Below are 26,431 nucleotides of genomic sequence, written 5' to 3' on the forward strand. Positions count from 1 at the left end.
CGATGATCCGGACAGCACCATCATGCTTACTTCCACTCTCTACCTTTGATGCGTTTCAGTTTCGCTTCCAGATCGGCCACTGCTTTCTCACCGGTTGCCCGGCCACTCAACACGTCATAGGCCGCGTTGAAAACAGCTTTAGATACTTTCGGGAACTGAGACTTGGTTTCAACTGCAGGACGAGGAACTGCAGTGGCGAAGACTTCTTTGAATTCGGCCAGATATGGCGCGGATGCAATTACTTCCGGATCTTCATACACATCCAGACGGGAAGGGGCAACACCCACAGTTTTGAACTGCATTTTCTGGGATTCGGCATCGGTCAGAATACGGATCAGCTGAACGGCTGCTTCAGGACTTTCGCTGTAAGCACTGACTGCCCACTGCCAGCCACCCAGAGTGGCAGCGTGCTGGCCGTCTTCACCGCCTTTCGGTACCGGGATGACGCCAACCTTGTCTTTAACCGGGCTGGTTGGATCCTGTGCCAGGACATAAGCATATGGCCAGTTACGCATGAAAGCCGCATCGCCGTTCTGGAATACTGCGCGGGATTCTTCTTCCATATAGCCCAGCACACCTTTCGGAGAAATGGTGCCGATCCAGCTCGCTGCGGTATTCAGTGCTTTGGCTGCCTGAGGATTGTTTACGGTAATTTTGCCGTCTTTATCAACGAAGGTGCCGCCGTTGTAAGAGGCAATCCATTCCAGCGCATCACAGGTCATGCCTTCATACGCTTTACCCTGGAACACAAAACCCCAGAAATTTTTCTTGCCGGCTTCACGTTCACCTTTCTGGATTTTGGCTGCAATACGGGCCAGCTCTTCCCACGTTTTTGGTGGTTGTTCACCGTATTTTTCCAGCAGATCTTTACGGTAGTACATGGCACCCGCATCCAGGAATGCCGGAATTGCCTTGACCTTGCCGTTTACTACGTCGTTGTTCCAGGCGGACTGGAAGAATTGAGGTTGCAGGTCTTTCACATGATCAGTCAGATCCAGCAGATGCTTGTCTAACACACCCAGCCATACGGTATCAGCCTGGAACACATCGACTGCTTTGCTGTCTTTGGCGGCGAAAATTTGCTGGAACAGGCCCAGTTTTTCATCAGATGCCGGAGGTAACTGCACAAATTCCAGTTTATGCGGTGTTTCTTTTTCAAAGCGGGCTTTGATGTAATCACAATAGGATTTACCGGTACTGGTGCTGGCACATTCCATTTTCAGCGTATCGGCATGTGCGGTATTCAGTGCGCCAGCGACCAACGTAGCGATAAGACCCAGGGTGTGTTTTTTCATAGTAACCTCTCGTCATCTTTATTAGTTAGTTTGGCCGGGAAATCATCCATAAAGCATAGCCAGCCAAACGTTGTGATGCATGAACGGTTGCGATGTTAGAGAGCTTGAGTAGGAAAAAGAAATGCTTTATTTGCTGTGTGATATAGAATTAATCTATATCAGGATGCCAGAGAGTGATCATGGATAAGATTTTGCAGCAATTCCTTGAAGTAGCTACTTTGCAAAATGTGAGTCATGCAGCGAAAAAGCTTTGCCTCAGTCAGCCGACACTGACACATAACATGAAGAAGCTGGAAGAATCGCTGGATGTTCAGCTGTTTATCCGCACATCGAATGGCATGAAACTCACGGAATATGGCGAAGTATTACTCGAGCAGACCCGGATCATGCAGCGTATCTATGACAACACGCTGACTAAAATGGAAATGCTGAAAGAGCGTCACGAGCGGGAGCTGAAAATCGGTTCAGGACATGCGTGGTGGTATCTCTTTCTGCGGGACATGATTGATACCTATCGCCACCTTCATCCGGCAGCCAATATTCATATCGATATTGGTAATCACCTGCGGCAGATGGATCTGTTGCTGAGCGGTGATATTGATCTGTTTATTGGTCATGAAATTCCGGGGCTTAATAAACGGGCAGGGGTGTTATTTATGCCGCTGTTTATTTCCCGAGATAAAGTATTTGTCCGGGAAGGGCATCCGCTGACCATGAAGACATGCAGCAAGGATGATCTGCAGGATTATCCGACGATTGAAATCACGCCGGATGAGGTGCGTCATGCGCATGTGGTGGAAGATCTCCAGCCGAAAAAACTGGAGCGGACACAATTGCATCTTACTGAAAAGATCCTGTATAGCAGTAACTCAATCGTAACCTGTGTTGATATGGCCTGTAGCTCAAACGGGCTTTTGCCGTTTCCCGGCTCGATGGAACCTTATTTTAAGTCATTTAAGCTGGTCAGCCTGACGCTGACGGAGGACTATACCAAAGGAACGATTGGTATTTACCTGATCAGAGAAAGACAGGATGATCCGCACATTCAGAATGTGCTGGAATTAATTCATCAGAGTCTGGAAAAAAACCGGCATTTGATTTTTTAATTCGCTGATTTGAAATGGCCGGGAATATAAAATATTCCCGGCAGCATGATTAATCTTTACCGACTAAACCTGACAGCGCTTTTACTGCCCGCTGAACAGGATTCAGAGAATCAGATTCAGTGCTTTGCTGAGATTGTTCCAGCAATGGCAGCAGTTCGTCATGAACCGCTTTTACTGTCCCCAGCCCCAGAATAATCTGATACTGACCAGCAGTGCGGAAGGTGCCGGTGACTTCACTGATTTGAGCAAGTTTATGCTCATCGACAATAGAATCATCACTGAGTACAAACCGCAAACGTGTGGCACAGTAAACCAGCGAAATAATATTTTCGTTACCACCTAACGCGTCAAAAATATTCTGCGCTACTGTTTTTGCGTCCATGAGGGTTCCTCTTGTTATTGACCAAGTCTACTGCATCCTAATGATCATCAATTTAATGCTGAAATGCTTTTTTGCCGCTCTGATATAGAAATAATCTATATCATGCACAAAATAGAAGATGAAACACACAAATTAATAACCAATTCAGTCAGTTATGTCAGTAGTGATGTGATTGGCGTCACAAATAATTAATGCGTTATTTATTACCGGAAGCAACTAAACTTGATATGAGAACAGGCGAGAACGCCTGTAACGTCCTGTTCGTGACAGGTAACGAGAATAGAACGGGCATGGATCTGCCCGAAGAGGTATTGAGTGATGCCGGTGAGTCAGGAAAGATCGCAATATAAGTTTCATCTTGCTTTGATCGCTGGTGCAGGGTTGCTGTTTGCTATCCCGGCTTTTGTTAACGTCTATCTGGCGGGACATGATTTTTTCTTTCATGTCATGTTCAGTCATCATTTCACTGAACAACTCTGGCAGGGAGATCTCTATCCACGCTGGATGCAGCAGATGAATGCCGGTTTTGGCAGCCCGATATTTTTCTTCTACGCACCCTTACCGTATTACATAACCAGTTTGCTTTCGCTGTTATTACCGGGCGATCTTACCGGCGCTTCAGCATTGATATTTTCAGCGACACTGGCTTTAATCGCTTCCGGAATAACGGCTTATTTCTGGCTAAGGGAATTCACCAGTTCTAAATTTGCTATGATACTTGCTATTGTTTATATGGCATTACCGTATCATCTGGCGGTGGATTTTTATATACGCTTTGCATTTGCTGAATTATGGACATTTGTCTGGATGCCATTAATTCTGTTGCTGAGTTTAAAAATCAATGACGGGAAATTATCATCTATATTATGGCTTGCACTCAGTCTGGCTTTATTGATATTAACGCATCTGCCGACGTTAATTATTTTTATGCCGGTATTTGTTGGCCATTTTTTATTTATTCCGGATAAAACAAAAAGAAAGATTGTATTTGCTCATCATCTGATAGCCATTGTGCTGGCCTTTGGTATGTCGGCCATTTACTGGCTTCCTGCGATAACCACGCAGGAATATATCAACATGAAAAATATGTTTGCCGGCATGTATCACTATACCAATAATTTTCTGCTGACCGGACCGGGGTATGGTCACAGTACCATCCTCTGGCGTTATCTGACCTTTATTACGGTGCTGCTAAGTTCACTAGCCTACGGTGCGTGGCTGTTCAGCCGGATGCAGACACATCTCGCTATCCGCAGAGAACTCAACTATTGGCTGGTTATTGTGTTTTTATCCTTTTTAATGACCATGCCTGTCAGCAGCTTTATCTGGGAATGGATCCCTGTTCTGCAGAAACTTCAGTTTCCCTGGCGGTTTAATACGCTACTGACATTAGCGGCAGTCACTGTTTTTGCGCTGGCGGTGTCGGAGCACGAAGACATTCAATTTCTCCTGCATGGCCGGAAGCCAATCGCAATATGGCTTTTGCTGCTGGGCGTGTTACTGGGAAGTGAACTTGTTTATGGATTTAAACCGATATTTATTAACCGCATGGGACATGAGAATGTCACTAAATATTTAGTCACAAGCCGGAGTCCTCTTGAATATCGTCCATACTGGGTACCAGCAGAACGATTTTCTCTGGGTAAAATTGGCGCTTTTGCAGCCGCCATACCACAGGTAAAAAGTGATCAGACTGAAACCAGCTGGCAGATTAAAAAATGGCAGCCTCGTTCGGTAATCTTGGCTGTGAATGCGGTGACGGAGAGCCAGCTGACGTTGCATCACTTTTATTATCCGGGCTGGTCAGGATTTATTGATAGTCCGGCTACGCAGTTACAGGTAAAACCATCAGCAACAGGATTAATCCAATTTCCGGTTCCTGCCGGTCAGCACGAAGTAACACTGACACTGCAGCCATTACCGGAAGAACGTGCAGGTATCGCAATAAGCTTCGCCGCAATTCTGGTATGGCTTGTTTTGGGGATATTCCGCTTTGTAAGGAGAACGTCATGAATCGTTTGGAAAACAAAGTTGCCATTGTTACAGGGGCCGGAAACGGCATAGGTCAGGCGACTGCCATTTTGTTTGCAAAAGAAGGCGCGGCCGTTGCAGTTCTTGATACAAAAGAGGCCGATGGTCTGGAAACCGTCCGTCAGATTGAAGCTGCTGGTGGAAAAGCAAAATTCTGGCCGCTGAATGTATCAAAAGAAGCCGATGTAGAAGCCGTATTTGCTGATGTGGCTAAGACCTTCGGAAAAATTGATATTCTTATCAATAACGCAGGTATTACCGGCGCCGATAAATCTACTCATGAAGTCACAGAAGCGGAGTGGGATGCCGTATTTGCGGTGGATGTAAAAGGCGTATTTTTTTGCACCAAGCACGCATTGCCTTACATGAAAATGCTCGGTAAGGGCAGCATCGTTAACGTTTCATCAATTTATGGTCTGATCGGCTCTAAAGGCGATTTAAGTCCGTATCATGCGGCGAAAGGTGCGGTAACGCTTATGACCCGGCAGGATGCGGTGACCTACGCTCCCGATAATATCCGGGTTAATTCGGTGCATCCCGGCACAATTCTTACCCCATTGGTCAAAGCGATCATGGATCAGCACGAAGGTTATCTGGAAATGATGAGTGCTAAACATCCGATGGGCCGGGCCGGTCATCCGGATGAAGTTGCCTACACCATGCTTTTCCTTGCTTCTGATGAAGCCAGCTTTGTTACCGGTGCAGCGGTGACGGTAGACGGGGGATATACCGCGTTATAAAACGGTTCCCTGAGGGACTTCAGCCCGCCTTCAATTTGTGCGGGCTTATTTTTGGCGCAAAACGCTGTTATTGCGAAACGATAGTGATTAGCTGGTGGATAAACTTTTCTACTGCGACGTCATTTTCAAACTCAAATGACAGACCATAATGAATTTCTTTTTTACCACCATGCGTTTTCTTTGGAAACCGGCTCATGCCGGCATGATGGAAATATTGATATTTACTGATGGTTCCCGGAATCGAGACCAGCATATCCCGGAATACTTCGAGTGCCGGAGGCAACACCATTTGTGCGGTTGACTTGTCATCGTGCAGATAGAAAGCGAACTTTGTACCCGGCAGCATGTACTCAGTAATTTTATCGGCCTGGTGTACGGTTCTGCATTCCAGTTTTCTGAGGCAGTCCTTCATCTCTGAATGTGATACTGACATTTACGACTCCGGTGAGATATTGCCTGCCATCCTGAAATTCAAGCGTATCATTTTCAGAATTATTGCGCCCGTTATATGAGCGGATCCGGGATTATATTGCTGTGACTGGTTTGAAAACGGTGACGGATGGTGTCCCCACCAGGACTCGAACCTGGATCTTACGCTTAGGAGGCGCATGCTCTATCCTGCTGAGCTATGAGGACGTAACGGTCTGCAATATGACAAAATTTTAATTATTTTTCAATAGCATCCTGACCGAATGCGTCTGATTGTAAATAACCATATTTATATCGCTGTATCTGTTTCAGAAAATATAACGCGCATAAATTTCAAATCGCTGGCGGGATAACTTCTCTCCAAATTCGGTTTTCTGTTCCCGGGATAGCAGCATGGCCCGGGCGCGTAACTCAATATTTGAGAATCCGGTATAACTGATTTCCGGTGTAACCTGAAAGCTGCCGTCGTCCAGATGGCTGATCAGTGTGACTGCGGGTGTGGTGTAAAGCCAGTCGAACGGTTCACTGGCACTGGCGCGCAGGTACAGGTAATTCTCCCCCGGATTCGCTTTACTGTAGCCGGATTGCATCAGTTGCCGGGCCTTCTGCCTCAGACTTGTCGCTGCATCAGGGCTGATGGCCGTATCAATGAACTCATAATAGGCATCCAGTTCGGAAGAACTATAGCCGCGACCATTATGGAAATATTCAATAATCCAGGTGATTTCACGTTCGGTCAGATAACGTAATCCCAGCAAATAACTGTCACTGTTCTTGGTTCCCTGGGTAACATTGCCGGAGGGAAGCAGGTAGTTTTGGGTTACGCCGTACTGATGCGCCCATTCACCATGAATTTCCAGATTAGTGCTCAGATTCCGTGAGAAGTCCAGTCCGGCACTTTGTGCCCGTGCGCCTTCACCAAGCCACATCAAATCGATATCCGTATCCCAGGCCAGCAGATAGAGTTTTGCCGCCGGATTGAGGTATTCCTCACTGCCAAAATCAGGATTCAGTTCATCATAGGTCGGGATAATCACGGGCGTGAACGTAATAGTACGAATGATACCTTCCCGTGTTTTCGTCCAGTCCAGACTGAGCATATTGAAGCCTTCACGCACTGTCTGCGGATCGGACGGATCTTTTGGGCGCTCAATAAAACCCACCGGATTCCACGCGTAGCCTTTACCCCAGCGTTGCACCCGTTTACCAATATCCAGAGAGAGATCAGACGATGGGCTCCAGCGAATGCCGCCATCCATGATCTTGTCGTATTCATGACTGCTGGTGAAGGCATCCTGCGCATAAAACGCCTGACCATGAAGATTGGCCACGCTGTTGGTCAGATTGAGTGTTCCGGCCAGATCCAGCGTGCCTGTGCTGCGATATAACCAGTCGCGTGGCGCTTCATCCGGATAGTTCAGTGTATAAGCAGCCCGTTCCGGCTGCAGGCGCAAGGCTTCCTGTTTGGCCTCAACGTAACCATTGAACTCAAACGTTTTCTTCTCATATTCGCTGGCATCGAAAGAAAAATCTTCAGCCAGCACACCAGAAGAGAGCATCGCCAGCAGAACGGGGAGTGTGGCGATCACTGCTTTCATTTACGCAATTCCTCAATGCGTGGCATGTAGCCCAGCGTAAAGACTTCCGGGGAGACGGACCGTTTTTTCAGTCCGGAATAGAGCATGACAGAGCGGTAACCTTTATATAGCGGGCTATCTGTTTCAATCGTCGCCGGTCGTTTGACACCGTCACCGAAATCTTTCAGATCCTTGAAATGCAGTGTTTTAATCAGCATACCACTGCTGGCATAGGCTTCGATTTCCCGTGGTAACAGCAACGCTTTATCGACAGTCATTTTAAGCTGGTCATAAGCGACACTGGTATTTTTGGCTTTCAGTGTTAACAGATATGTGTCGCCCTGTTCGCTGAGAGTGGCGACATCGTACTCTTCGGTATAGTCCACCCGCATAATGTCGGCATTGTTGAATACACCGCCGGTGACTGACTGCAGGCTGGTGATGCGGATCGGTTTGCCGACATTCGGGATATACAGCCACATGTTTTCTCCCTGACGCAATGTGGTACGCCCTTTATCACTGGCCGGGGAGAGAAACAGCGTCACGATCTTGTCGCGGCCGCTTTTAACCGAGTAGATAACAAACTCTTTGCGGCTGGCGTCAGGTTCGATATTGATCAGCTTACGGTATGACTCATAAGATTCCGGCTCCAGATTTCGATCGACCTTTTGCAGGATCTCCTTACCGTCCAATGCCATGGCTGCGGTTGGCAGCAAGAATAAACATACGGTCAGTATGTAATGCAGTAAACGCATGTGAATCTCCTGTTCAGACGTGATGCAATGCTTTAATTGGGTCCATGCGTGAAGCACGCCATGCGGGTTGCAGACTGGCCAGCACAGAAACCAGAACCGAAGCCAGTAATACCCAGCCCAGATCAGCCAGAGACACCGTTGGATGCAGGGTGATTATTTCCCGTCCGAAAGCAAATGTTGGCGGCATGGCCTGTAACAAAGCCAGGAACGCGAGACTGAGTAAAATCCCTGCAATGGCGCCAACCAGACCTAACAATAAGCCTTCATAAATAAACATACCCATGATGGTATTTGGTTGTGTCCCGATGGCAGCCAGTGTGCCTATTTCACGAATACGCTCATAGACCGCCATCAGCATGACATTCAGTACGCTGACCAGCACAATCGAAATCAGCATGATGCGGATAAACAGCGTCATCAGGTCAATCATCTTGACGATATTGGCAAACGGCGACAGCTCTTTCCAGCTATGCAGTTCGGCGACCGGTTTATTATCTTTATTGCGGATCTCATCCAGTTGAGCGCCTAACTTTGTCATGACGGAAGGTAATTGTTCTATGTTGTGCAGGCGGATCGCGATTTCCATAATATCCGGCTGCTCCAGCCGCAGCAGCTCCCGGGCATCGCTGATATGAATGTAACCATCACGACCGCCGGGGCCGGTAACCGCCTCAAGCACACCGCGGACGATGAAATTTTTACCATTCACGGAACCGGATGCGTTAGTGGCGACCAGAACAACCGAATCGCCGGTTTTCACTTTCATGCCTTTTGCCAGCAGGTCAGGGATCAGGATCTGACCCGGTTCAACCAGTAAGCCTTTCGGATCGCCGTCGCTGATGCGCTGACGCAAGGCGGGGACCGTTTTATCCTCAGCAACAGGATCAACGCCATTCAGCCGGATGCTGGTGCTTTCGTTAAAATTACTGAACATCGCCCCCAGTTTTACCCGCTCAGAATAGCTGGCAATGGCGGGCTCCGATTGCAGGATTGTTTCTACCTTTTTGACCGCGGCTGGTTTTAAATCAAGGTTAAGCGGCAGATTGTCGATAGAGGCGGTATAGCCTTTGTGATGGATCTGCAGATGCCCGAGCATGCTGTCAGTGATGCCACCCACCATCACCTGTTTAAATGAACCGGCAGTAGCGACAAACAGCAGTAATGCGACAACACCGACAGCAATCAGTATCGCAGTCAGCAGTGTCCGCCGACGGTAACGCATCAGATTGCGGGCTGACAGTTTGAGTAAGGCGATCATTGTTTACCTCCGGCTGCTGACAGATATCCATCTTCCAGAATGAAGGTTTGTTCTGCTTCCTGCATGATTTTGGGATCATGCGTTGAAAAGAGAAAGGTGGTGCCGAAGTTGTCGCGCATTTGCTTCATCAAATTAAGAATACGATAAGCCGTATCATGATCCAGGTTTGCCGTGGGTTCATCGGCCAACACCAGTTTGGGTTCACCGACCAGCGCCCGGGCAACCGCGACCCGTTGTTTCTGACCGCCGGATATCTGATCCGGCTTTTTATCGGCCTGTTCTGACATACCGACAGCTTCGAGCATCTGCAGCACCCGTTCCCGCCGTTTTTCCGCAGGCCAGTTGCGTACCATTAACAATGGATATTCAACATTCTCAAACACCGTCAACACAGGGATGAGATTAAAATCCTGAAAGATGAAACCAATATTTTCCCCGCGGAAATGCGCGGCTTCCGTGCGTGAAAGGGTTGTGACGTTGCTACCGCAAACCAGTAACGACCCATTGCTGGGATGGTCCAGACAACCAATTAAATTAAGCAAAGTGGATTTACCGCTGCCCGAAGGGCCAACAATCGCAGCAAAAGCACCAGCCTGAATTGAAAAAGAGACGCTTTTCAATGCCGTGCTTTCAACTTCGCCAGTACGATAAGTTTTTGAAAGCTGCTCAGCCTGAATCAGAATCATGGCTGTTCTCCCGGGTTATTTGTTACTGGTTGATTTATCGAAGATTGTAAATTTCATTTATTAGTATCTATGAATATAGCGATTTATCAGAACATAGCCAGAGTGATTCAGCCCATGGAAGCATGAATCTGTATCAGATAAGAATAAGTATGGCTGCGTTAACTGAAAATGGTCGGATGAGAATGGGGTTTACAGGGGGAGGCGGGCGGCTTTAAATAAGCAGGGAGCAATCAATGCTCCCTGTTTGTTCAGATTAATCAGCAATCAGCTGATATTGTTCACGCAGGATATCAACGATTTCCTGTTTCGGATTTGCACTTAAGTCCAGCTTGTGACCAACGATCTTCTCGGCAATACCAACATAGGTACGGGAGATATCCATCATCACTTCTACCGGCAGCGCATTGTCACGCGCCAGAGCAGCACGCTCATGCATACGATCTTTATTCAGCAGAATATCCGGATCCGGGAAGCTGTTCAGCAGCCACTGACGGAAGCCTTCTTTCGACTGCTCGATGATTTTGCCTTCACGGTAAGCCGAACCTTCCCAGATACGGGAGCTGTCAGGTGTGCCGACTTCATCCATGTAGATCATCTTGTCGTTACCGGCGGCATCCTTGACGTAGCCAAATTCAAATTTGGTATCAACAAAGATTTCATCCAGACTGGCCAGCGCATCGCTGATCACGTTGAAGCCTTCTTTCAGTAATTTTTCATACTGATCAATATCAGACAGGCTCAGGAAATTGAACGCTTTGTAGTGACGTTCCAGATCCGCACGCGATACGTTAACGTCATCCGCTTCCGGCACGCCATCCAGACCACGCATAATGCCTTTGGTTGATGGGGTGATCAGAATTTCCGGCAGTTTCTGTTCTTTCTGCAGACCTTCCGGCAGCGTGATACCACAGAATTCACGCTCACCTTTGCTGTATGAACGCCACATAGAACCGGTGATGTACTGACGGGCAATCGCTTCAACCATTACCGGACGGGCTTTCTGCACAATCCAGACGAACGGATGTGGAATGTCCAGAATATGGCTGTCAGCCAGTCCTTTTTCCTTGAACAGTTTGAACCAATGGCTGGAGATCGCATTCAGGGCAGCACCTTTGCCTGGTACGCCATTCAGGCCATCTTCGCCGTGCCATATGCAATCGAAAGCAGAGATGCGGTCACTGATCACCATGATAGCCAGCGGTGTATCGGCAGGAACGTCATAACCTTTTTCACGGATCAGACGAGCACTGTCTTCGGCAGTCAGCCAGTACACGCTGCGGACTTTGCCGGAATGCACAGGCTTATCAGTACGGATAGGGAGGTTATCGTTTACCGCAAGAACTTTATCTGCAAGACTCATAGAGTTCCCTTCTAAAGAGATAGGCTGGTTTGAGAGGGCTGGATTGTAACAGAGTTCATCTGCTGCAACACTAGCCCGGATTTATAAATCGTGCCGGATTACAACTCTGCACCGTAGTGCGATTCCATCCAGCTTTCCAGGATCAACTGGGCTGATACCGCATCAACTCTGCTTTTACCTAACGCCCGGTAGCCGCCATGTTCAAACAAGCGGGCTTTGGCATCGGTCGTGGTCAGGCGTTCATCTTTAAATTCAACCTGAAACCCAAAACGGCCGTGCAGGCGCTGGCCAAATTTGCGGGCGCGCTGCGTCATTTCCTGCTCAGTGCCATCCATATTCAGCGGTAATCCGACGATCAGCAGATCCGGCTGCCATTCTTTCAGCAGTTTTTCAATCTGAGCCCAGTCAGGAATACCCTCATTGGCTTTCAATGAGGTAAGCGGTGAGGCGGAGCCGGTTATTTCCTGACCGGTAGCGATTCCGATACTTTTAGTCCCGAAATCAAAGCCCATTAACGAACGATTGCCGGCTTCCTTCATGCGTGTCCGGCCTCCGGCGCTATCTGCCAGATATCAATACCCATAGATTTACTGGCCGCCAGCCAGCGATCTTCAATCGGCGTATTAAAGATAATTTCAGAAGAAGCAGGAATAGTCAGCCAGGTATTATCCAGTAATTCCTGTTCCAGCTGTCCTTCTTCCCAGCCGGCGTAGCCCAGTGCAATCAGATACTGTTTCGGTTCCGCCGATGTTCCCAGCGTAGACAGAATATCCAGCGATGTGGTCATCATCAGCTCGTCAGTTATCGACTGGGATGCATGAAAACCATCCATTGGGGTATGCAGTACAAAACCGCGATCGGTATTCACAGGTCCGCCTGACAGCACTGGTTTGCCTGACAATGGGAACGCGGTATTGCCTAATTTCATCTGTGTCAGTAACTGGCAAAGATCGATGTCTAATTCCACATTCAGCACAATTCCCATTGCGCCTTTTTCGTTATGTTCACATAAATAAATAATGGAACGCTCAAAGAGCGAATCGTTGAGCGTTGGCATAGCAACCAGAAAATAATTCTGTAATGACTGCATCATTCCTGAAGAGGGTTCCTTAACTGGTTTTAGCCAGACGGCGCTCTATTGCATCCATCAGCAAACCACAAATATTGATATCAAATTCGGCTTCAATTTCCCGGACACAAGTCGGGCTGGTTACGTTAATTTCAGTGAGACGATCACCGATAATATCTAAACCAACAAAAATCAGGCCTTTCGCTTTCAGTGTCGGGCCCACCGCACGGGCAATTTTCCAGTCAGCTTCGGTTAGCTCGCGTGGTTCGCCACGTCCGCCAGCGGCGAGATTCCCGCGGGTTTCACCCTGCGACGGGATACGGGCCAGGCAATAAGGGATCGGCTCGCCATCGACGACTAATACACGCTTATCGCCATCTTTAATCGCCGGCAGGTAAGTCTGCGCCATGCAATAGCGGGAGCCATGTTCAGTCAGTGTTTCGATGATTACCCCAATGTTGGGATCATCATGTTTCATGCGGAATATGGATGCACCACCCATTCCATCCAGTGGTTTCAGGATCACATCCTGATGCTGCTGGTGGAATGAACGTAACTTGGCGGCAGAGCGTGTCACCAGCGTAGTGGGCGTATGCTCAGCAAACCAGGCGGTGAACAGTTTTTCGTTGGCATCACGCAGACTTTGCGGTTTGTTAACGATTAATGTGCCTTGGTCTTCCGCGCGTTCCAGCAGATAGGTCGCATAAATGAATTCGGTATCAAACGGCGGATCCTTACGCATCAGGATCACATCCAGCTCATGCAACGGCTGATCAACAACTTCACCGAGTGAATACCAGCAGGTGTAATCCTGGCGGACTTCCAGCGGGCGCATGGTAGCATAAGAAATACCCTGCTCCAGATAGAGATCACTCATCTCCATGTAATAGAGTTCGTAACCACGTTGCTGAGCTTCCAATAACATGGCAAAACTGGTGTCTTTCTTGATATTGATGGACTGAATAGGGTCCATCACGATGCCTAATTTAATGCTCATTTGCTCTCCTAAGACAGATCGCCGAAACGACATTGCAGCGCAGTAATCGCGGTCAAAGCGGCGGTTTCAGTGCGCAACACGCGTGGGCCAAGCAACATTTCCTGAAAATTATATTGTTCTGTTAATGCGATTTCGTCATCCGACAAACCACCTTCCGGACCAATCACCAGACGAACACCATGAGTTGGTTCAGGCAACGTTCCCACAGAATATTGTGCTCGTGGATGCAACGTTAATTTCAGTTCGTCAGTAGGTTCAGCCAGCCAGTTTTCCAGTGACATTACCGGCCGTATCAACGGCACGGAGTTACGGCCGCACTGTTCACAGGCGCTGATAGCAATTTTCTGCCACTGTTCCAGTTTCTTATCCAGCCGATCGCCCTGCAGTTTAACGCCACAACGGGAAGACCAGAGTGGCGTGATCACATTGACACCGAGTTCGACCGATTTCTGGATGGTGAATTCCATCTTGTCACCGCGGCTGATCACCTGTCCCAGATGAATGGAAAGCGGTGATTCAACCGAGTGCGCTGAGAAATCAGTGATCTTAACGGTGACATGTTTTTTACCACTTTCAGTGATAACGGCCTGATATTGACCGCCTTGTCCGTTGAACAGACAAATCTCCTGATCGGGTACCATACGCAATACGCGACCGACATGATTAGCCGCATCATCATCTAAAGAAACGCTGGCACCCACATTCAGTGGTGAGTTTTGATAAATTCGTGGCACGCGCATTTATCGGCATTGCTCCTTCACAAACCGGTTATGGTTACCCTGATATTTGGCAATCGCGTTGTCCCGCTGACATTCCCACGGTGTAACCGGATATTTCTTATTCCAGACTTCAAACAGCTTCCGCTGCTGGTCGGCAATGGATAATTTATAGCGTTCCTGCATGTAGAAATAGGTGCGGGCAATCGCGCCGCGGCTGTGAGGCGGGGGCTGTACCCGTCTGGCTTTGAAATCGACAACCATCTCACATTGACCATACTGATCCGGCTTGGCATTCCATTCCGAATAGCGGTAATTGGCCCGATCACCATTCACTTCACCCACGGACGGAACCAGATTATGCATATCGCCTTCCATCTGAGCAAAAACAGGATCTTTATCGATACAGTTTTTGCGGCCGCCTTGTTGCCAGCACTGACGCTGGTGGCCAAATTCCCAGGCTGGCACGATGTGTTCCCATTCAATACGATTGGCCCGGCTTTCCTGCTTCCGCACCTGATAGCCACAGGCTTCTAAATCCGGGGTTAATTTTTTGCCCTTATAAACGATGGGGCATTCGCAGTAAAAGGTGATCGGATGTTGTTTATACAACTCAGCGGCCATTTTCTTGGCCTGAACAAAGGTTTGATCCGCCAGTACTGTGCTTGTGAAGAAGCTGCAAACGGCTAAAACAGATATTGAAAGAATATTTTTTACCATAACCGCATATCTATGGTGTAAATCACATGTTGCAAGGATAACATGCCTGCGATTTTTAACAGTAATCTTGTTGAGAATGCATGTGCATTCGGAAAGGAGCATGAGCAGATGGAATTAACCAAATTGATTGGTTTTGGTGTGGCAGGTAATTTTGCCGGACATCTGGAACAAGCTGGGGAAGCCAGTGATTTTGTGAATGTGAAAGTGAAAGATGCCATTCAGCCCAAGGCGATATTTCCGTTTTATGTCCCGCATATTGAAAACAGCTTTCTGAACGTATTCCCGATTTCTCATGATCGCATCCAGTTTCCGAGTGGTGCAGATAACTTACAGATCGAACCTGAAGTCTGCCTGATCTGCGATGTTGAATATGAAAACAACAAAGTTAAAGCATTACAGCCCTGCGAGTTTGCGGCATTTAACGATTGTTCTATTCGCCGTCCGGGTGCCCGCAAGATCAGTGAAAAGAAAAATTGGGGATCAGCCAGTAAAGGCATGTCTCCTCAGCGTATTACCTTAGATAAATTTTCTTCAGGCGGTGAGCTGGATCACTACCATATCGCCAGTTTTCTGCGCCGGAACGGGGAATGCCATGCCTATGGCTTAGACAGTCCGGCAGTGGAATACAGCTATTTCCACGAAACCCTGCTCAACTGGGTTACAGACAAAATGAACCATCAGCAGGATGAAGGCCCGGCAGAAGATATTTCCGCTTTACTCAGAGCGGCACAATATCCGGAAAAGGTAATTATCAGCATCGGTGCGACCCGCTATACATCGTTTGGTGAGCAGAACTTCCTGCAGCCGGGGGATGAAAGCGTTGTGGTGGTCTATGATGCGCGTCGTTATAACGCAGAGCAAATCAGTCAGATGGCCGCTACGGGTGAGTTTACAGGCGAGGGGATGAGTCTGCTGCGCCAGCTAGTGGTTGCAGCCTAGAGCCACACTGTCGGCAACAATACTGTCTGTCACCGCGTAATATAGCGCGGTGACGACGTACCGATAATTCATGTTGCTGGCAATCACACCGGTAAGCATAAACGGCACCCTGTACCTTGGTCACATCCATTTTATGTGTTGTGCGGGGTGTAATGTTAAACACATCCTGCATTACTTTCTGCCATTCCACGCCATGTGGTTTTACCCGGCCCCATACAGCATGCACCACTAAATGTGCGATTTCATGCGGGATCACCTCACGCTCAAACTCAGCCTGATTATCCTGCAATAAAACCGGATTAAGCCGGATATGCCAGTCGCGTAAGCGGGCAGTACCTGCACATTTACCACGTTGATCCAGAGTGATTTTCGGGTGGTTAAATTCACGACGGAAATGACGGGCAGCCAGAGCCAGATAATGGCTGGCGACGACTTCTATCTGAATCAGACTTGTGATGTTGATGGTATTTAGCATAAGCAGGATGAGGAGAATACTTCAGAGAGGAAGTATACAGATAAAACAAAGGGGCCGGAGCCCCTTTCAACAACTAATTACTTCAGACCAGCCAGGTCGCGCAGCAATTCGGCTTTGTCGGTCTTTTCCCATGGGAACTCTTCGCGTCCGAAGTGACCATAAGCAGCCGTTTGTTTGTAAATTGGCTGGATCAGATCCAGCATCTCAATCAGACCATACGGACGCAGATCGAATTGATCACGTACCAGCTGAGTCAGCAGATCTTCATCAACTTTACCGGTGCCGAATGTTTCAACACTGATAGAAGTTGGTTCAGCCACACCAATGGCATAAGAAACCTGAATTTCACAGCGATCAGCCAGACCGGCAGCAACAATGTTCTTCGCTACATAACGGGCAGCATAGGCAGCTGAACGGTCAACTTTAGATGGATCTTTACCGGAGAAAGCGCCGCCACCGTGACGTGCCATACCACCGTAAGTATCTACGATAATTTTACGGCCAGTCAGACCACAGTCACCCATTGGACCACCGATAACGAAACGGCCAGTCGGGTTAATGAAATACTTGGTATTTTTGCTTACCCATTCAGCCGGCAGTACAGGCTTGATGATCACTTCCTGTACGGCTTCGATCAGATCAGTCTGACTGATATCAGGCGCATGCTGTGTAGACAGAACAACGGTATCGATACCTTCGATCTTGCCTTGCTTGTCATAAATGAAAGTGATCTGGCTTTTTGCATCCGGACGCAGCCATGGCAGTGTGCCATTCTTGCGTACTTCAGACTGACGTTTCACCAGACGATGTGCGTAAGTAATAGGTGCAGGCATTAACACTTCAGTTTCGTTAGAAGCATACCCAAACATCAGACCCTGATCGCCGGCACCCTGTTCTCTCGGATCGGCGCGATCAACACCCTGGTTAATATCCGGTGACTGTTTACCAATCGCATTCAGTACAGCACAGGAATGAGCATCAAAACCCATGTCAGAATGGGTATAACCGATATCACAAACGGTTTTACGCACCAGTTCTTCGATATCAACCCATGCAGAGGTAGTGATTTCACCACCAACCAGCACCATCCCTGTTTTTACGAATGTTTCACAAGCAACACGTGCTTTGGGATCCTGTTCCAGAATGGCATCCAGCACCGCGTCGGAAATCTGATCCGCGATTTTATCTGGATGTCCTTCAGCAACGGATTCGGAGGTAAACAGTTTTGCCATTTTAATTCTCTGTGTAAAAAGTTGAAGGCGATTGCAACCGGCACATTAACCGTATTGCAAATAGCAGTATCCACATCTGGACGTCTATCTATGTGACTATTGTCGCAGTCAATGCGGATATCGTCAATGTACGGTACTAATTAAGCAAGCGATCAGTACAGATAGCAGCCATGCGATAAAATAACCGAGATAACATTTGCGCAACCGGTGATCAGTTTGGGACAATATGCGCCTTACTTAAATGTACAGACCCAATTGAAAGCAGGAGTGACAAATGCCCTCTCGTAAAGAGTTAGCCAATGCCATCCGTGCATTGAGCATGGATGCAGTTCAGAAAGCCAATTCCGGACACCCAGGCGCCCCGATGGGTATGGCTGATATTGCCGAAGTGCTGTGGCGTGACTTTTTGAACCACAACCCGGCTAACCCAAAATGGAGCGAGCGTGACCGTTTCATCCTTTCCAATGGTCATGGTTCCATGCTGCTGTACTCCCTGCTGCATCTGACTGGTTATGACCTGTCTATCGATGATCTGAAAAACTTCCGCCAACTGCATTCCCGTACTCCTGGCCATCCTGAATATGGTTATGCCCCTGGCATTGAAACCACCACAGGTCCGTTAGGGCAGGGTATTACCAACGGTGTTGGTATGGCGCTGGCTGAAAAAGTACTGGCAGCACAGTTCAACCGTCCGGAATTCGATATCGTCGATCACCACACCTATGTATTTATGGGTGATGGCTGCATGATGGAAGGTATTTCTCACGAAGCCTGTTCACTGGCCGGTACCCTGAAGCTGGGTAAACTGATTGCATTCTGGGATGACAACGGTATTTCTATCGACGGTCATGTGGAAGGCTGGTTTACTGATGATACCCCGGCGCGTTTTGAAGCTTATGGCTGGCATGTTATCCGCGCTGTGGATGGTCACGATGCCGCAGCTGTTAAAGCCGCAATCGAAGCAGCTAAAGCAGAAACTACTAAACCAACACTGATCTGCTGTAAAACAGTCATCGGTTTTGGTTCACCGAACAAAGCCGGTTCTCACGATTGCCACGGCGCACCACTGGGTGCCGCAGAAATTGCCGCTGCACGTGAGTTCCTGGGCTGGAATCATGAGCCGTTTGTTATTCCTGCCGATATCGCTGCCGAATGGAATGCGAAAGATGCTGGTGCAACTAAAGAAGCAGTGTGGAATGAGAAGTTTGCTGCATATGCAGCAGCACATCCTGAACTGGCTGCAGAATACAAACGCCGTGTGAATGGTGAATTGCCTGCCAACTGGGCTGAAGTATCACAAGCTTTTGTTGAAGATCTGCAAGCGAATCCAGCCAAAATCGCTTCCCGTAAAGCCAGCCAGAACGCTATTGAAGCATTTGGCAAGCTGTTACCTGAATTCCTGGGTGGTTCAGCGGATCTGGCACCATCAAACCTGACCATGTGGTCTGGTTCTGAATCACTGACCGCGGATGATGCATCCGGCAACTATGTGCACTACGGTGTTCGTGAGTTCGCAATGTCAGCAATGATGAACGGTATTGCTCTGCACGGTGGTTTCATTCCTTACGGCGCAACCTTCCTGATGTTCATGGAATATGCCCGCAACGCAGTCCGTATGGCTGCGCTGATGAAACAGCGTACTATCTTCGTTTATACCCACGACTCAATCGGTCTGGGTGAAGATGGCCCGACGCATCAGCCGGTAGAACAGATCGCTTCTCTGCGTCTGACACCAAACATGAGCACATGGCGTCCATGTGACCAGGTTGAATCTGCGATTGCCTGGAAATATGCGGTTGAACGTAAAGATGGCCCGAGTGCACTGATTTTCTCCCGTCAGAACCTGACGCAGATGGATCGTACTCCGGCACAACTGGCGAATGTATATAAAGGTGGTTATGTCCTGCGCGACAGCGAAGGCACGCCGGAAGCCATTCTGATTGCAACGGGTTCTGAAGTTGAACTGGCGATGCTGGCAGCGGACGAACTGACTGCAAAAGGTCGCAAGATCCGTGTGGTTTCCATCCCATGTACTGATGCTTTCGATGCACAGTCTGCAGAGTACAAAGAATCTGTATTGCCATCAGCTGTGACTAAACGTGTCGCAGTAGAAGCAGGCATTGCTGATTACTGGTACAAATACGCAGGTCTGAACGGTAAAATCATCGGCATGCACTCTTTTGGCGAGTCAGCCCCAGCCGAGCTATTGTTTAAAGAATTTGGCTTTACTGTAGAAAATGTGGTGCAAACTGTTGAAAGTTTGTTCCAGGCGTAAATGCAATGTTAAACGGGAGCTTCGGCTCCCGTTTTTTTCACAGAAAATCTGTGTCAAGTATCGCGTTTGATGCATAAGCACAGTAAACTCTTTGCGTTTGAATGATTAGTTCGTCACAACATAACCGTATTGAGTATGACTTCAGTCCCCCCTGATTTATGTCAGGAAAAAAACAACACACACAACTGAAGTTCATCCCGCTATTTCCGGTTGACCTGCTAACTTCATAAGTTGCGCCTTATCAGGAAGATTAATAAGGCCAATGGCACTGACTTCGTTATATGTCTGAAAAATATAGGGGACTAACATGTCTGTTATCAAAATGACTGATCTGGATCTGGCTGGTAAGCGCGTACTGGTTCGTGCTGACCTGAACGTACCAGTGAAAGATGGTAAAGTAACTTCTGACGCTCGTATCGTTGCAACTCTGCCGACCATCAAACTGGCTCTGGAAAAAGGCGCCAAGCTGATGATCACTTCTCACCTGGGTCGTCCGACCGAAGGCGAGTACAACGAAGAGTTCTCTCTGCTGCCAGTAGTTAACTATCTGAAAGACAAACTGTCCTGCCCGGTACGTCTGGCTAAAGATTATCTGGACGGCGTTGAAGTTGCAGCTGGTGAACTGGTTGTTCTGGAAAACTGCCGCTTCAACAAAGGCGAAAAGAAAAACACTGAAGAGCTGGCCAAGAAATACGCTGCACTGTGTGACGTATTCGTAATGGACGCTTTCGGTACTGCTCACCGCGCTGAAGGTTCTACCTACGGTGTTGCTCAGTTTGCTCCTGTTGCTTGTGCTGGCCCACTGCTGGCTGGTGAACTGGACGCGCTGGGTAAAGCGATGCTGAAACCTGAGCGTCCAATGGTTGCTATCGTTGGTGGTTCTAAAGTTTCTACCAAGCTGACCGTTCTGGAATCTCTGTCTAAAATCGCTGACCAGCTGGTAGTTGGTGGTGGTATCGCTAACACCTTCATCGCGGCTGCTGGCCACAATGTTGGTAAATCTCTGTGCGAACACGACCTGATCGACACTGCGAAGAAACTGGCTGCTGAAACCAACATTCCAGTTACTACTGACGTTGTTGTAGGTAAAGAGTTCTCTGAATCAACTCCAGCTACTATCAAATCAGTTTCTGAAGTAACTGATGACGACATGATTTTCGATATCGGCCCTGATTCCGCTAAAGCACTGGCTGACATCATCATGAACGCAAAAACCATTCTGTGGAACGGTCCTGTAGGCGTGTTCGAATTCGACCAGTTCGCTAAAGGCACCGAAATCATTGCTAAAGCGATCGCTGAATCACCAGCATTCTCTATCGCTGGCGGTGGTGACACTCTGGCTGCTATCGACAAGTTCGGTATCGCAGACAAAGTGTCTTACATCTCTACCGGCGGTGGTGCATTCCTGGAGTTCGTAGAAGGCAAAGTTCTGCCTGCAGTTGCAATTCTGGAAGAACGCGCTAAAGCGTAATGATTTAACGGGAGGCTGATGTCTCCCGTTGTTTTGCCAATCGGCAATAAATAATTTTTTAGCAACTCGTTCAACTCGTATTTTGTAGTTGAACATCTGATAGGACCTTTGAAATGTCTAAGATCTTTGATTTCGTGAAACCAGGCGTTATTACCGGTGACGACGTACAGAAAGTATTTGAAGTAGCTAAAGCGAACAAATTCGCTCTGCCTGCTGTTAACTGTGTTGGTACTGACTCAGTAAACGCGGTACTGGAAGCTGCAGCTAAAGTTAAAGCGCCAGTAATCGTTCAGTTCTCTAACGGCGGTGCTGCATTCATCGCTGGTAAAGGTATGAAACTGGAAGGTCAGAAAGCAGCTATCATCGGTGCTATCTCTGGTGCTAAACACGTTCACGCAGTTGCTGAAGCTTACGGTATCCCTGTAATTCTGCACACTGACCATGCAGCTAAAAAACTGCTGCCATGGATCGACGGTCTGTTAGACGCAGGTGAAAAACACTTTGCTGAAACTGGCAAGCCACTGTTCTCTTCTCACATGCTGGATTTGTCTGAAGAGTCACTGGAAGAAAACATCGACATCTGCTGCAAATACCTGGAACGCATGGCCAAAATGGGCATGACTCTGGAACTGGAACTGGGTTGCACCGGTGGTGAAGAAGACGGCGTAGACAACAGCCACATGGATCAGTCTGCACTGTACACCCAACCAGAAGACGTTGCTTACGCTTACGAGCGTCTGAGCAAAATCAGCCCACGTTTCACCATCGCTGCTTCTTTCGGTAACGTACACGGTGTTTACAAACCAGGTAACGTTAAACTGACTCCAAGCATCCTGGACGCTTCTCAGAAATACGTTTCTGAAAAATTCGGTGTTCCTGCTAACACTCTGAACTTCGTATTCCACGGTGGTTCAGGTTCTACTCAGCAAGAAATCGAAGAGTCTGTAGGCTACGGCGTAGTTAAAATGAACATCGATACTGACACCCAGTGGGCAACTTGGGAAGGTATCCTGAACTACTACAAAGAAAAAGAAGCTTACCTGCAAGGCCAGCTGGGTAACCCAGAAGGCGCAGACTCACCAAACAAAAAATACTACGATCCACGCGTATGGCTGCGTAAAGCTCAGGAAACTATGATTGCCCGTCTGGAACAGGCATTCAAAGAACTGAACGCGATCGACGTACTGTAATTCCGGAAAGATTTCTTTTCTGAATAAAAGCGCCTGCAATTGCAGGCGCTTTTTTATTGCGTAGATTATTATCTAATAAAGCAAATAACTATTTTGTATCAACGATGTATGTAAAGGCGATCTTATAACAAAAATCTTCTATAGTAACAATTGACGCCTTCAATCCTGGTATTCAGGTTTTACTCGGGTAGTTCAAGGATAACTATGACAATGGCTAACGGGCAACATGGTTCATTACTGGAATGTTTGCTGTTTATGTCACAGCACTATGGCATGGCTAACACGCGTGAGGCGCTGACTGCCGGTCTGCCATTAAAGGATGGCATGCTGACACCAGAGTTGTTTCCCCGGGCCGCACATAGAGCTGGTTTTGTTGTTGATTATTTTGCCTCTTCCTTAGAAGTTATTCCGACCTTATTGCTACCGTGCATTCTGTTAATGAAGGATGGCCGGGCTGCCGTTTTGATCTCTGTTGATAAAGATGCATCGCAAGCTGTTCTGTTTGTTCCGGTAGGAAGTGTTGGTCAGCAAACCATTCCTTTTACTGTTTTAGAAAATGAGTTTTCGGGGCACGGGTTTTATATTAAACGCCGTTTGCAGTTTGATGACCGGGCACCGGAAGTGCTGAAACCCCGCGAAGGGCATTGGTTCTGGAGTACCTTGTTCGAGTCATTACCTATCTATAAAGACGTCCTGATCGCATCGATTCTGATTAATGTTTTTGCAGTTGCCAGTCCGATTTTTATCATGAATGTTTACGATAAAATCGTTCCGAATCTGGCATTTGATTCTCTCTGGGTGTTGGCGATCGGGGTTTCACTGATCTTTTCTTTTGATCTCATCATCCGGCAACTCAGAAGTTATTTCATTGATATAGCTGGAAAAAAATCTGATTTACTGCTTTCCGCCAAAATCTTCTCTAAGGTTCTTGGTATCCGTCTGGAGTCAAGACCGAATTCAACGGGTGCTTTCGCACGTCATTTGCACGAATTTGAATCTATCAGGGAGTTTTTTACTTCAGCCACAGTTTCTGCATTGATTGATTTGCCTTTCGCATTCCTGTTTCTGCTGGTTATCTGGATATTTGCCGGTGTGCTGGCTGTCGTCCCTCTGATCGCCATCATTATTATGATTGTGTATAGCCTCTATATTCAGGCTCCTTTGCGCCATAGCATTGAAGAAAGCAGTCGTCTGGCCGCGCAGAAGTATGCCACTGTTATCGAAGCTCTTGCGGGGCTGGAGTCCGTCAAGATCCATAATGCGGAAGGCCAGTTCCAGCATCGCTGGGAGCAGGCTGTCAGCCATATGGCAAATGTTGGTATTGAGACCCGCAAGATCACCAATATGGTGGGTGGTCTTGCGAGTTATGTACAACAAATGACGATGGTTGCGATTGTTGTCCTTGGCGTATATGAAATCTCGGAAGGTAATCTGTCGATGGGGGGGATGATTGCGGCTGTCATGCTTTCCGGGCGCGCGATTGGTCCATTGATCCAGCTGTCTGTTTTATCAACCCGCTACAATCAGGCCAAATCTGCCTTGCTTCTGCTCGAAAACATTATGCAAAGCCCGTCAGAAAGAGAAGATGACCGGCACTATCTTGATTATGACCGTTTATCCGGACGGATAGAACTGGACGATGTTTCGTTCAATTATCCGGATATTGAACAGGCCGCACTGAAACATGTAACGCTTAACATCCAGCCCGGAGAGAAAATAGCGATTATCGGCCGCATTGGTGCCGGGAAAACAACACTCGAAAAACTAATATTGGGTCTTTATAAGCCAATAGAAGGGGCCGTCCGTCTGGATGGCTTTGAACTGCCCCAGCTTCATCCTTCTACAGTGCGGAATAATATCGGGTGTGTTCCTCAGGATTTTTCATTGTTCTACGGCACTATCCGTCAGAATATCCAGCTCGGTCATCCTCATGCGACAGATGCTCAGATTTTGCGTGCTGCGCAGCGGGCTGGTGTCAGCCAATTTACGAACCATGATCCTAATGGTCTGGAAAGGCAGGTCGGTGAAAGTGGCAGAAATTTATCCGGAGGGCAACGACAGTCAATTGCACTGGCTAGGGCTATGTTACTTGATCCGCCTATTCTTATTTTAGATGAACCAACCGCTAACATGGATAACCGTTCTGAAAGCATAGTAAAACGGGAATTAGCTAATTTACCCGCAGATACGACGATGCTTTTAATTACTCACAGAACCTCCATGCTGGATATCGTGAACCGAATCATTGTGCTTGAGCAGGGGATGGTGGTTGCTGATGGCCCGCGGGATTTGGTATTGCAGCAGCTTAAAGAAGGTAAGGTACGGGTAAGAGAGAATAATGATGTCTAATTCCGAACTAAACCAGAAACAACTGGATCTGCTTGATGATGCCTCTGCCGCGGTTTTATTGACGACGCCTATTCGTGCGAAATTGTTACTCTGGAGCTGTTTTCTGTTTTTCATTGTGGCATTCATCTGGGCTGCCTGGGCTGAACTGGACGAGGTAACAAGAGGAGATGGTAAAGTGATTCCCTCGAAACAGTTGCAGGTTATTCAGAATCTTGAAGGTGGGATTGTAAAAGAAATCTTTGCCCGGGAAGGGCAAATGGTCGAAGAAGGCCAGGAGTTGCTGCGTATTGATGATACCCGGTTCCGCTCTGATTTCGGCGAGAAGCAGCAGGAACTGATCAGTGTACAGGGTGATGTCGCCCGTTTAAGAGCAGAGATAGCCAGTATTTCTGTATCAAATGACACTTCACTTCCCTGGCGTGAACAGGCGGTGATCAATGAACAGCCCATTATATTTCCTGAAGGTTATGAAGCCATTTCTCCTGAAAATGTCGCCCGGCAAAAGAACGCACTTCAGGCAAACATCAATAATCTCAATAACCAGCTGGTCATTATGGGGCAGCAAATCGAACAGAAAGAGAATGAAATTCTGGAAATTAACAGCAAAATCCGCACGTTAGGTCGTAGTGTCGGGTTGGCTGGCCGCGAAGTAGCAATTAATCGTCCATTGGTAAAAGAAGGTATTGTTTCACAGATCGATTTATTAAAAATGCAGCGTCAACTCAATGACATGCAAGGTGAGTTAGAAAATGCAAGATTATTGTTACCGAAACAGAATTCTTTGCTAAGAGAGTCTATCCTTAAACGTAAAGACGTCGCTCTTCAGTTCCGAGTGGATGCGCAAAAAGAGATGGAAGAGAAGCAGAGTCGTCTTTCTCAGTTAAATGAAGGGCAGATCGGATTGAAGGATCGGGTGTCCAGAACCAGTGTTACATCACCTGTGAAAGGGACGATAAAAACACTGAAAGTTAATACTGTTGGCGGTGTTGTTCAGCCAGGTATGGACATTGTCGAGATAGTTCCGACAGAAGATACCCTTCTGATTGAGGCAAAAGTATTACCTAAAGATATTGCGTTCTTACGGCCCGGGCTGAAGGCAATGGTGAAGTTTACCGCCTATGATTTCACAATTTACGGAGGATTAGACGGAAAACTTGAACATATCAGTGCAGATTCAATTCAGGATGATAAAGGTAACTCTTTTTATCTTGTCCGGGTTCGTACTGATCGTAGTTTTTTAGGTAGTGACGCTGAACCGTTGCCCATTATTCCGGGGATGATGGCAACTGTGGATATTGTTACAGGTAAAAAAAGTGTTCTTGAATATCTGATGAAACCTATTCTGCGTGCCAAACAATCAGCACTGCGAGAACGATGAA

Annotated in this window: 24 protein-coding genes and 1 tRNA gene; 9 read left to right on the plus strand and 16 right to left on the minus strand. The window is 47.7% G+C overall.

The annotated features are described in order from the left end of the window. Positions 1-26: 26 nt before the first annotated feature. Complete coding sequence (locus tag TOLA_RS06320; RefSeq protein WP_012729453.1) at positions 27-1,295, minus strand: ABC transporter substrate-binding protein; 1,269 nt, start codon at positions 1,293-1,295, stop codon at positions 27-29. A gap of 179 nt (positions 1,296-1,474) precedes the next feature. Between TOLA_RS06320 and TOLA_RS06325 the strand changes: the two genes are divergently transcribed. Then, positions 1,475-2,401, plus strand: coding sequence for a LysR family transcriptional regulator (locus tag TOLA_RS06325; RefSeq protein ID WP_012729454.1), 927 nt, complete (start codon positions 1,475-1,477; stop codon positions 2,399-2,401). 49 nt (positions 2,402-2,450) lie between these two features. On the opposite strand, the gene TOLA_RS06330 is transcribed toward TOLA_RS06325, so the two are convergent. Beyond that, a complete protein-coding gene (locus TOLA_RS06330; RefSeq protein WP_012729455.1) occupies positions 2,451-2,783 on the minus strand; it encodes a glucose PTS transporter subunit EIIB in 333 nt (110 codons plus the stop codon). A gap of 324 nt (positions 2,784-3,107) precedes the next feature. Here TOLA_RS06330 and TOLA_RS06335 point away from each other — a divergent pair, with 324 nt between their 5' ends. After that, the gene (locus TOLA_RS06335) at positions 3,108-4,796 is read left to right on the plus strand and encodes a 6-pyruvoyl-tetrahydropterin synthase-related protein (RefSeq protein ID WP_171804905.1); all 1,689 of its coding nucleotides are present in this window, start codon (positions 3,108-3,110) and stop codon (positions 4,794-4,796) included. Continuing rightward, positions 4,793-5,554: an SDR family NAD(P)-dependent oxidoreductase gene (locus TOLA_RS06340; RefSeq protein WP_012729457.1), complete on the plus strand. Its 762-nt coding sequence runs from the start codon at positions 4,793-4,795 to the stop codon at positions 5,552-5,554. Before TOLA_RS06335 ends, TOLA_RS06340 begins: the two co-directional genes overlap by 4 nt. 67 nt (positions 5,555-5,621) lie before the next feature. Here the strand turns inward: TOLA_RS06340 and TOLA_RS06345 are convergent, their stop codons facing one another. The 12 genes from TOLA_RS06345 to TOLA_RS06400 form a co-directional block, all read right to left on the minus strand. Continuing rightward, on the minus strand, positions 5,622-5,987 hold the full coding sequence (locus TOLA_RS06345) for a hypothetical protein (RefSeq protein ID WP_012729458.1): 366 nt from the start codon (positions 5,985-5,987) through the stop codon (positions 5,622-5,624). Between the two features lie 127 nt (positions 5,988-6,114). Beyond that, positions 6,115-6,190, minus strand: a tRNA-Arg gene (locus tag TOLA_RS06350). A 101-nt stretch (positions 6,191-6,291) separates the two neighbouring features. Beyond that, positions 6,292-7,581, minus strand: coding sequence for a hypothetical protein (locus TOLA_RS06355; protein WP_012729459.1), 1,290 nt, complete (start codon positions 7,579-7,581; stop codon positions 6,292-6,294). Continuing rightward, complete coding sequence (locus TOLA_RS06360; RefSeq protein WP_012729460.1) at positions 7,578-8,315, minus strand: outer membrane lipoprotein-sorting protein; 738 nt, start codon at positions 8,313-8,315, stop codon at positions 7,578-7,580. The genes TOLA_RS06355 and TOLA_RS06360 overlap by 4 nt, the downstream gene beginning before the upstream one ends. Positions 8,316-8,328: 13 nt before the next feature. Further along, a complete protein-coding gene (locus TOLA_RS06365) occupies positions 8,329-9,573 on the minus strand; it encodes an ABC transporter permease (RefSeq protein ID WP_012729461.1) in 1,245 nt (414 codons plus the stop codon). Then, positions 9,570-10,259 carry an ABC transporter ATP-binding protein gene (locus TOLA_RS06370; protein ID WP_012729462.1) on the minus strand — a complete coding sequence of 230 codons (690 nt, stop codon included), beginning with the start codon at positions 10,257-10,259 and terminating at the stop codon, positions 9,570-9,572. Before TOLA_RS06370 ends, TOLA_RS06365 begins: the two co-directional genes overlap by 4 nt. A 253-nt stretch (positions 10,260-10,512) precedes the next feature. Next, the gene (locus TOLA_RS06375) at positions 10,513-11,619 is read right to left on the minus strand and encodes a phosphoribosylaminoimidazolesuccinocarboxamide synthase (RefSeq protein WP_012729463.1); all 1,107 of its coding nucleotides are present in this window, start codon (positions 11,617-11,619) and stop codon (positions 10,513-10,515) included. A gap of 98 nt (positions 11,620-11,717) precedes the next feature. Beyond that, positions 11,718-12,158, minus strand: a complete 441-nt coding sequence (gene ruvX, locus TOLA_RS06380) for a Holliday junction resolvase RuvX (protein ID WP_012729464.1) — start codon at positions 12,156-12,158, stop codon at positions 11,718-11,720. Continuing rightward, positions 12,155-12,709 (minus strand): YqgE/AlgH family protein, encoded by a 555-nt coding sequence (locus TOLA_RS06385; RefSeq protein ID WP_041609740.1) that lies wholly within the window; start codon positions 12,707-12,709, stop codon positions 12,155-12,157. Before TOLA_RS06385 ends, ruvX begins: the two co-directional genes overlap by 4 nt. A 19-nt stretch (positions 12,710-12,728) precedes the next feature. Further along, positions 12,729-13,685, minus strand: coding sequence for a glutathione synthase (gene gshB / locus TOLA_RS06390; RefSeq protein WP_012729466.1), 957 nt, complete (start codon positions 13,683-13,685; stop codon positions 12,729-12,731). A gap of 8 nt (positions 13,686-13,693) precedes the next feature. Next, on the minus strand, positions 13,694-14,425 hold the full coding sequence (rsmE, locus tag TOLA_RS06395) for a 16S rRNA (uracil(1498)-N(3))-methyltransferase (RefSeq protein WP_012729467.1): 732 nt from the start codon (positions 14,423-14,425) through the stop codon (positions 13,694-13,696). Beyond that, positions 14,426-15,121 (minus strand): endonuclease, encoded by a 696-nt coding sequence (locus TOLA_RS06400; RefSeq protein ID WP_041609483.1) that lies wholly within the window; start codon positions 15,119-15,121, stop codon positions 14,426-14,428. It abuts the gene before it with no gap. Positions 15,122-15,229: 108 nt separating this feature from the next. Between TOLA_RS06400 and TOLA_RS06405 the strand changes: the two genes are divergently transcribed. Continuing rightward, positions 15,230-16,060 (plus strand): DUF5718 family protein, encoded by an 831-nt coding sequence (locus tag TOLA_RS06405; RefSeq protein WP_012729469.1) that lies wholly within the window; start codon positions 15,230-15,232, stop codon positions 16,058-16,060. Here the strand turns inward: TOLA_RS06405 and TOLA_RS06410 are convergent. Together TOLA_RS06410 and metK are read right to left on the minus strand one after the other, a co-directional pair. Then, entirely contained in the window at positions 16,011-16,535 is a 525-nt protein-coding gene (locus TOLA_RS06410; protein ID WP_012729470.1) for a SprT family zinc-dependent metalloprotease, read from the minus strand. The genes TOLA_RS06405 and TOLA_RS06410 overlap by 50 nt on opposite strands. A 77-nt stretch (positions 16,536-16,612) precedes the next feature. Next, positions 16,613-17,767: a methionine adenosyltransferase gene (gene metK, locus TOLA_RS06415; protein ID WP_012729471.1), complete on the minus strand. Its 1,155-nt coding sequence runs from the start codon at positions 17,765-17,767 to the stop codon at positions 16,613-16,615. Positions 17,768-18,041: 274 nt separating this feature from the next. Between metK and tkt the strand changes: the two genes are divergently transcribed. The 5 genes from tkt to TOLA_RS06440 all read left to right on the plus strand — a co-directional run bounded on the left by tkt (position 18,042) and on the right by TOLA_RS06440 (position 26,430). Further along, positions 18,042-20,042, plus strand: a complete 2,001-nt coding sequence (gene tkt, locus TOLA_RS06420) for a transketolase (RefSeq protein ID WP_012729472.1) — start codon at positions 18,042-18,044, stop codon at positions 20,040-20,042. Between the two features lie 307 nt (positions 20,043-20,349). Then, entirely contained in the window at positions 20,350-21,513 is a 1,164-nt protein-coding gene (gene pgk / locus TOLA_RS06425; RefSeq protein WP_012729473.1) for a phosphoglycerate kinase, read from the plus strand. 113 nt (positions 21,514-21,626) lie between these two features. Further along, on the plus strand, positions 21,627-22,703 hold the full coding sequence (gene fbaA / locus TOLA_RS06430; RefSeq protein ID WP_012729474.1) for a class II fructose-bisphosphate aldolase: 1,077 nt from the start codon (positions 21,627-21,629) through the stop codon (positions 22,701-22,703). A 204-nt stretch (positions 22,704-22,907) separates the two neighbouring features. After that, positions 22,908-25,052: a type I secretion system permease/ATPase gene (locus TOLA_RS06435; protein ID WP_012729475.1), complete on the plus strand. Its 2,145-nt coding sequence runs from the start codon at positions 22,908-22,910 to the stop codon at positions 25,050-25,052. Then, positions 25,045-26,430: an HlyD family type I secretion periplasmic adaptor subunit gene (locus TOLA_RS06440; RefSeq protein ID WP_012729476.1), complete on the plus strand. Its 1,386-nt coding sequence runs from the start codon at positions 25,045-25,047 to the stop codon at positions 26,428-26,430. The genes TOLA_RS06435 and TOLA_RS06440 overlap by 8 nt, the downstream gene beginning before the upstream one ends. The last annotated feature ends 1 nt before the right edge of the window (position 26,431 follow it).

Source organism: Tolumonas auensis DSM 9187, from assembly GCF_000023065.1.
Classification (GTDB): domain Bacteria; phylum Pseudomonadota; class Gammaproteobacteria; order Enterobacterales; family Aeromonadaceae; genus Tolumonas; species Tolumonas auensis.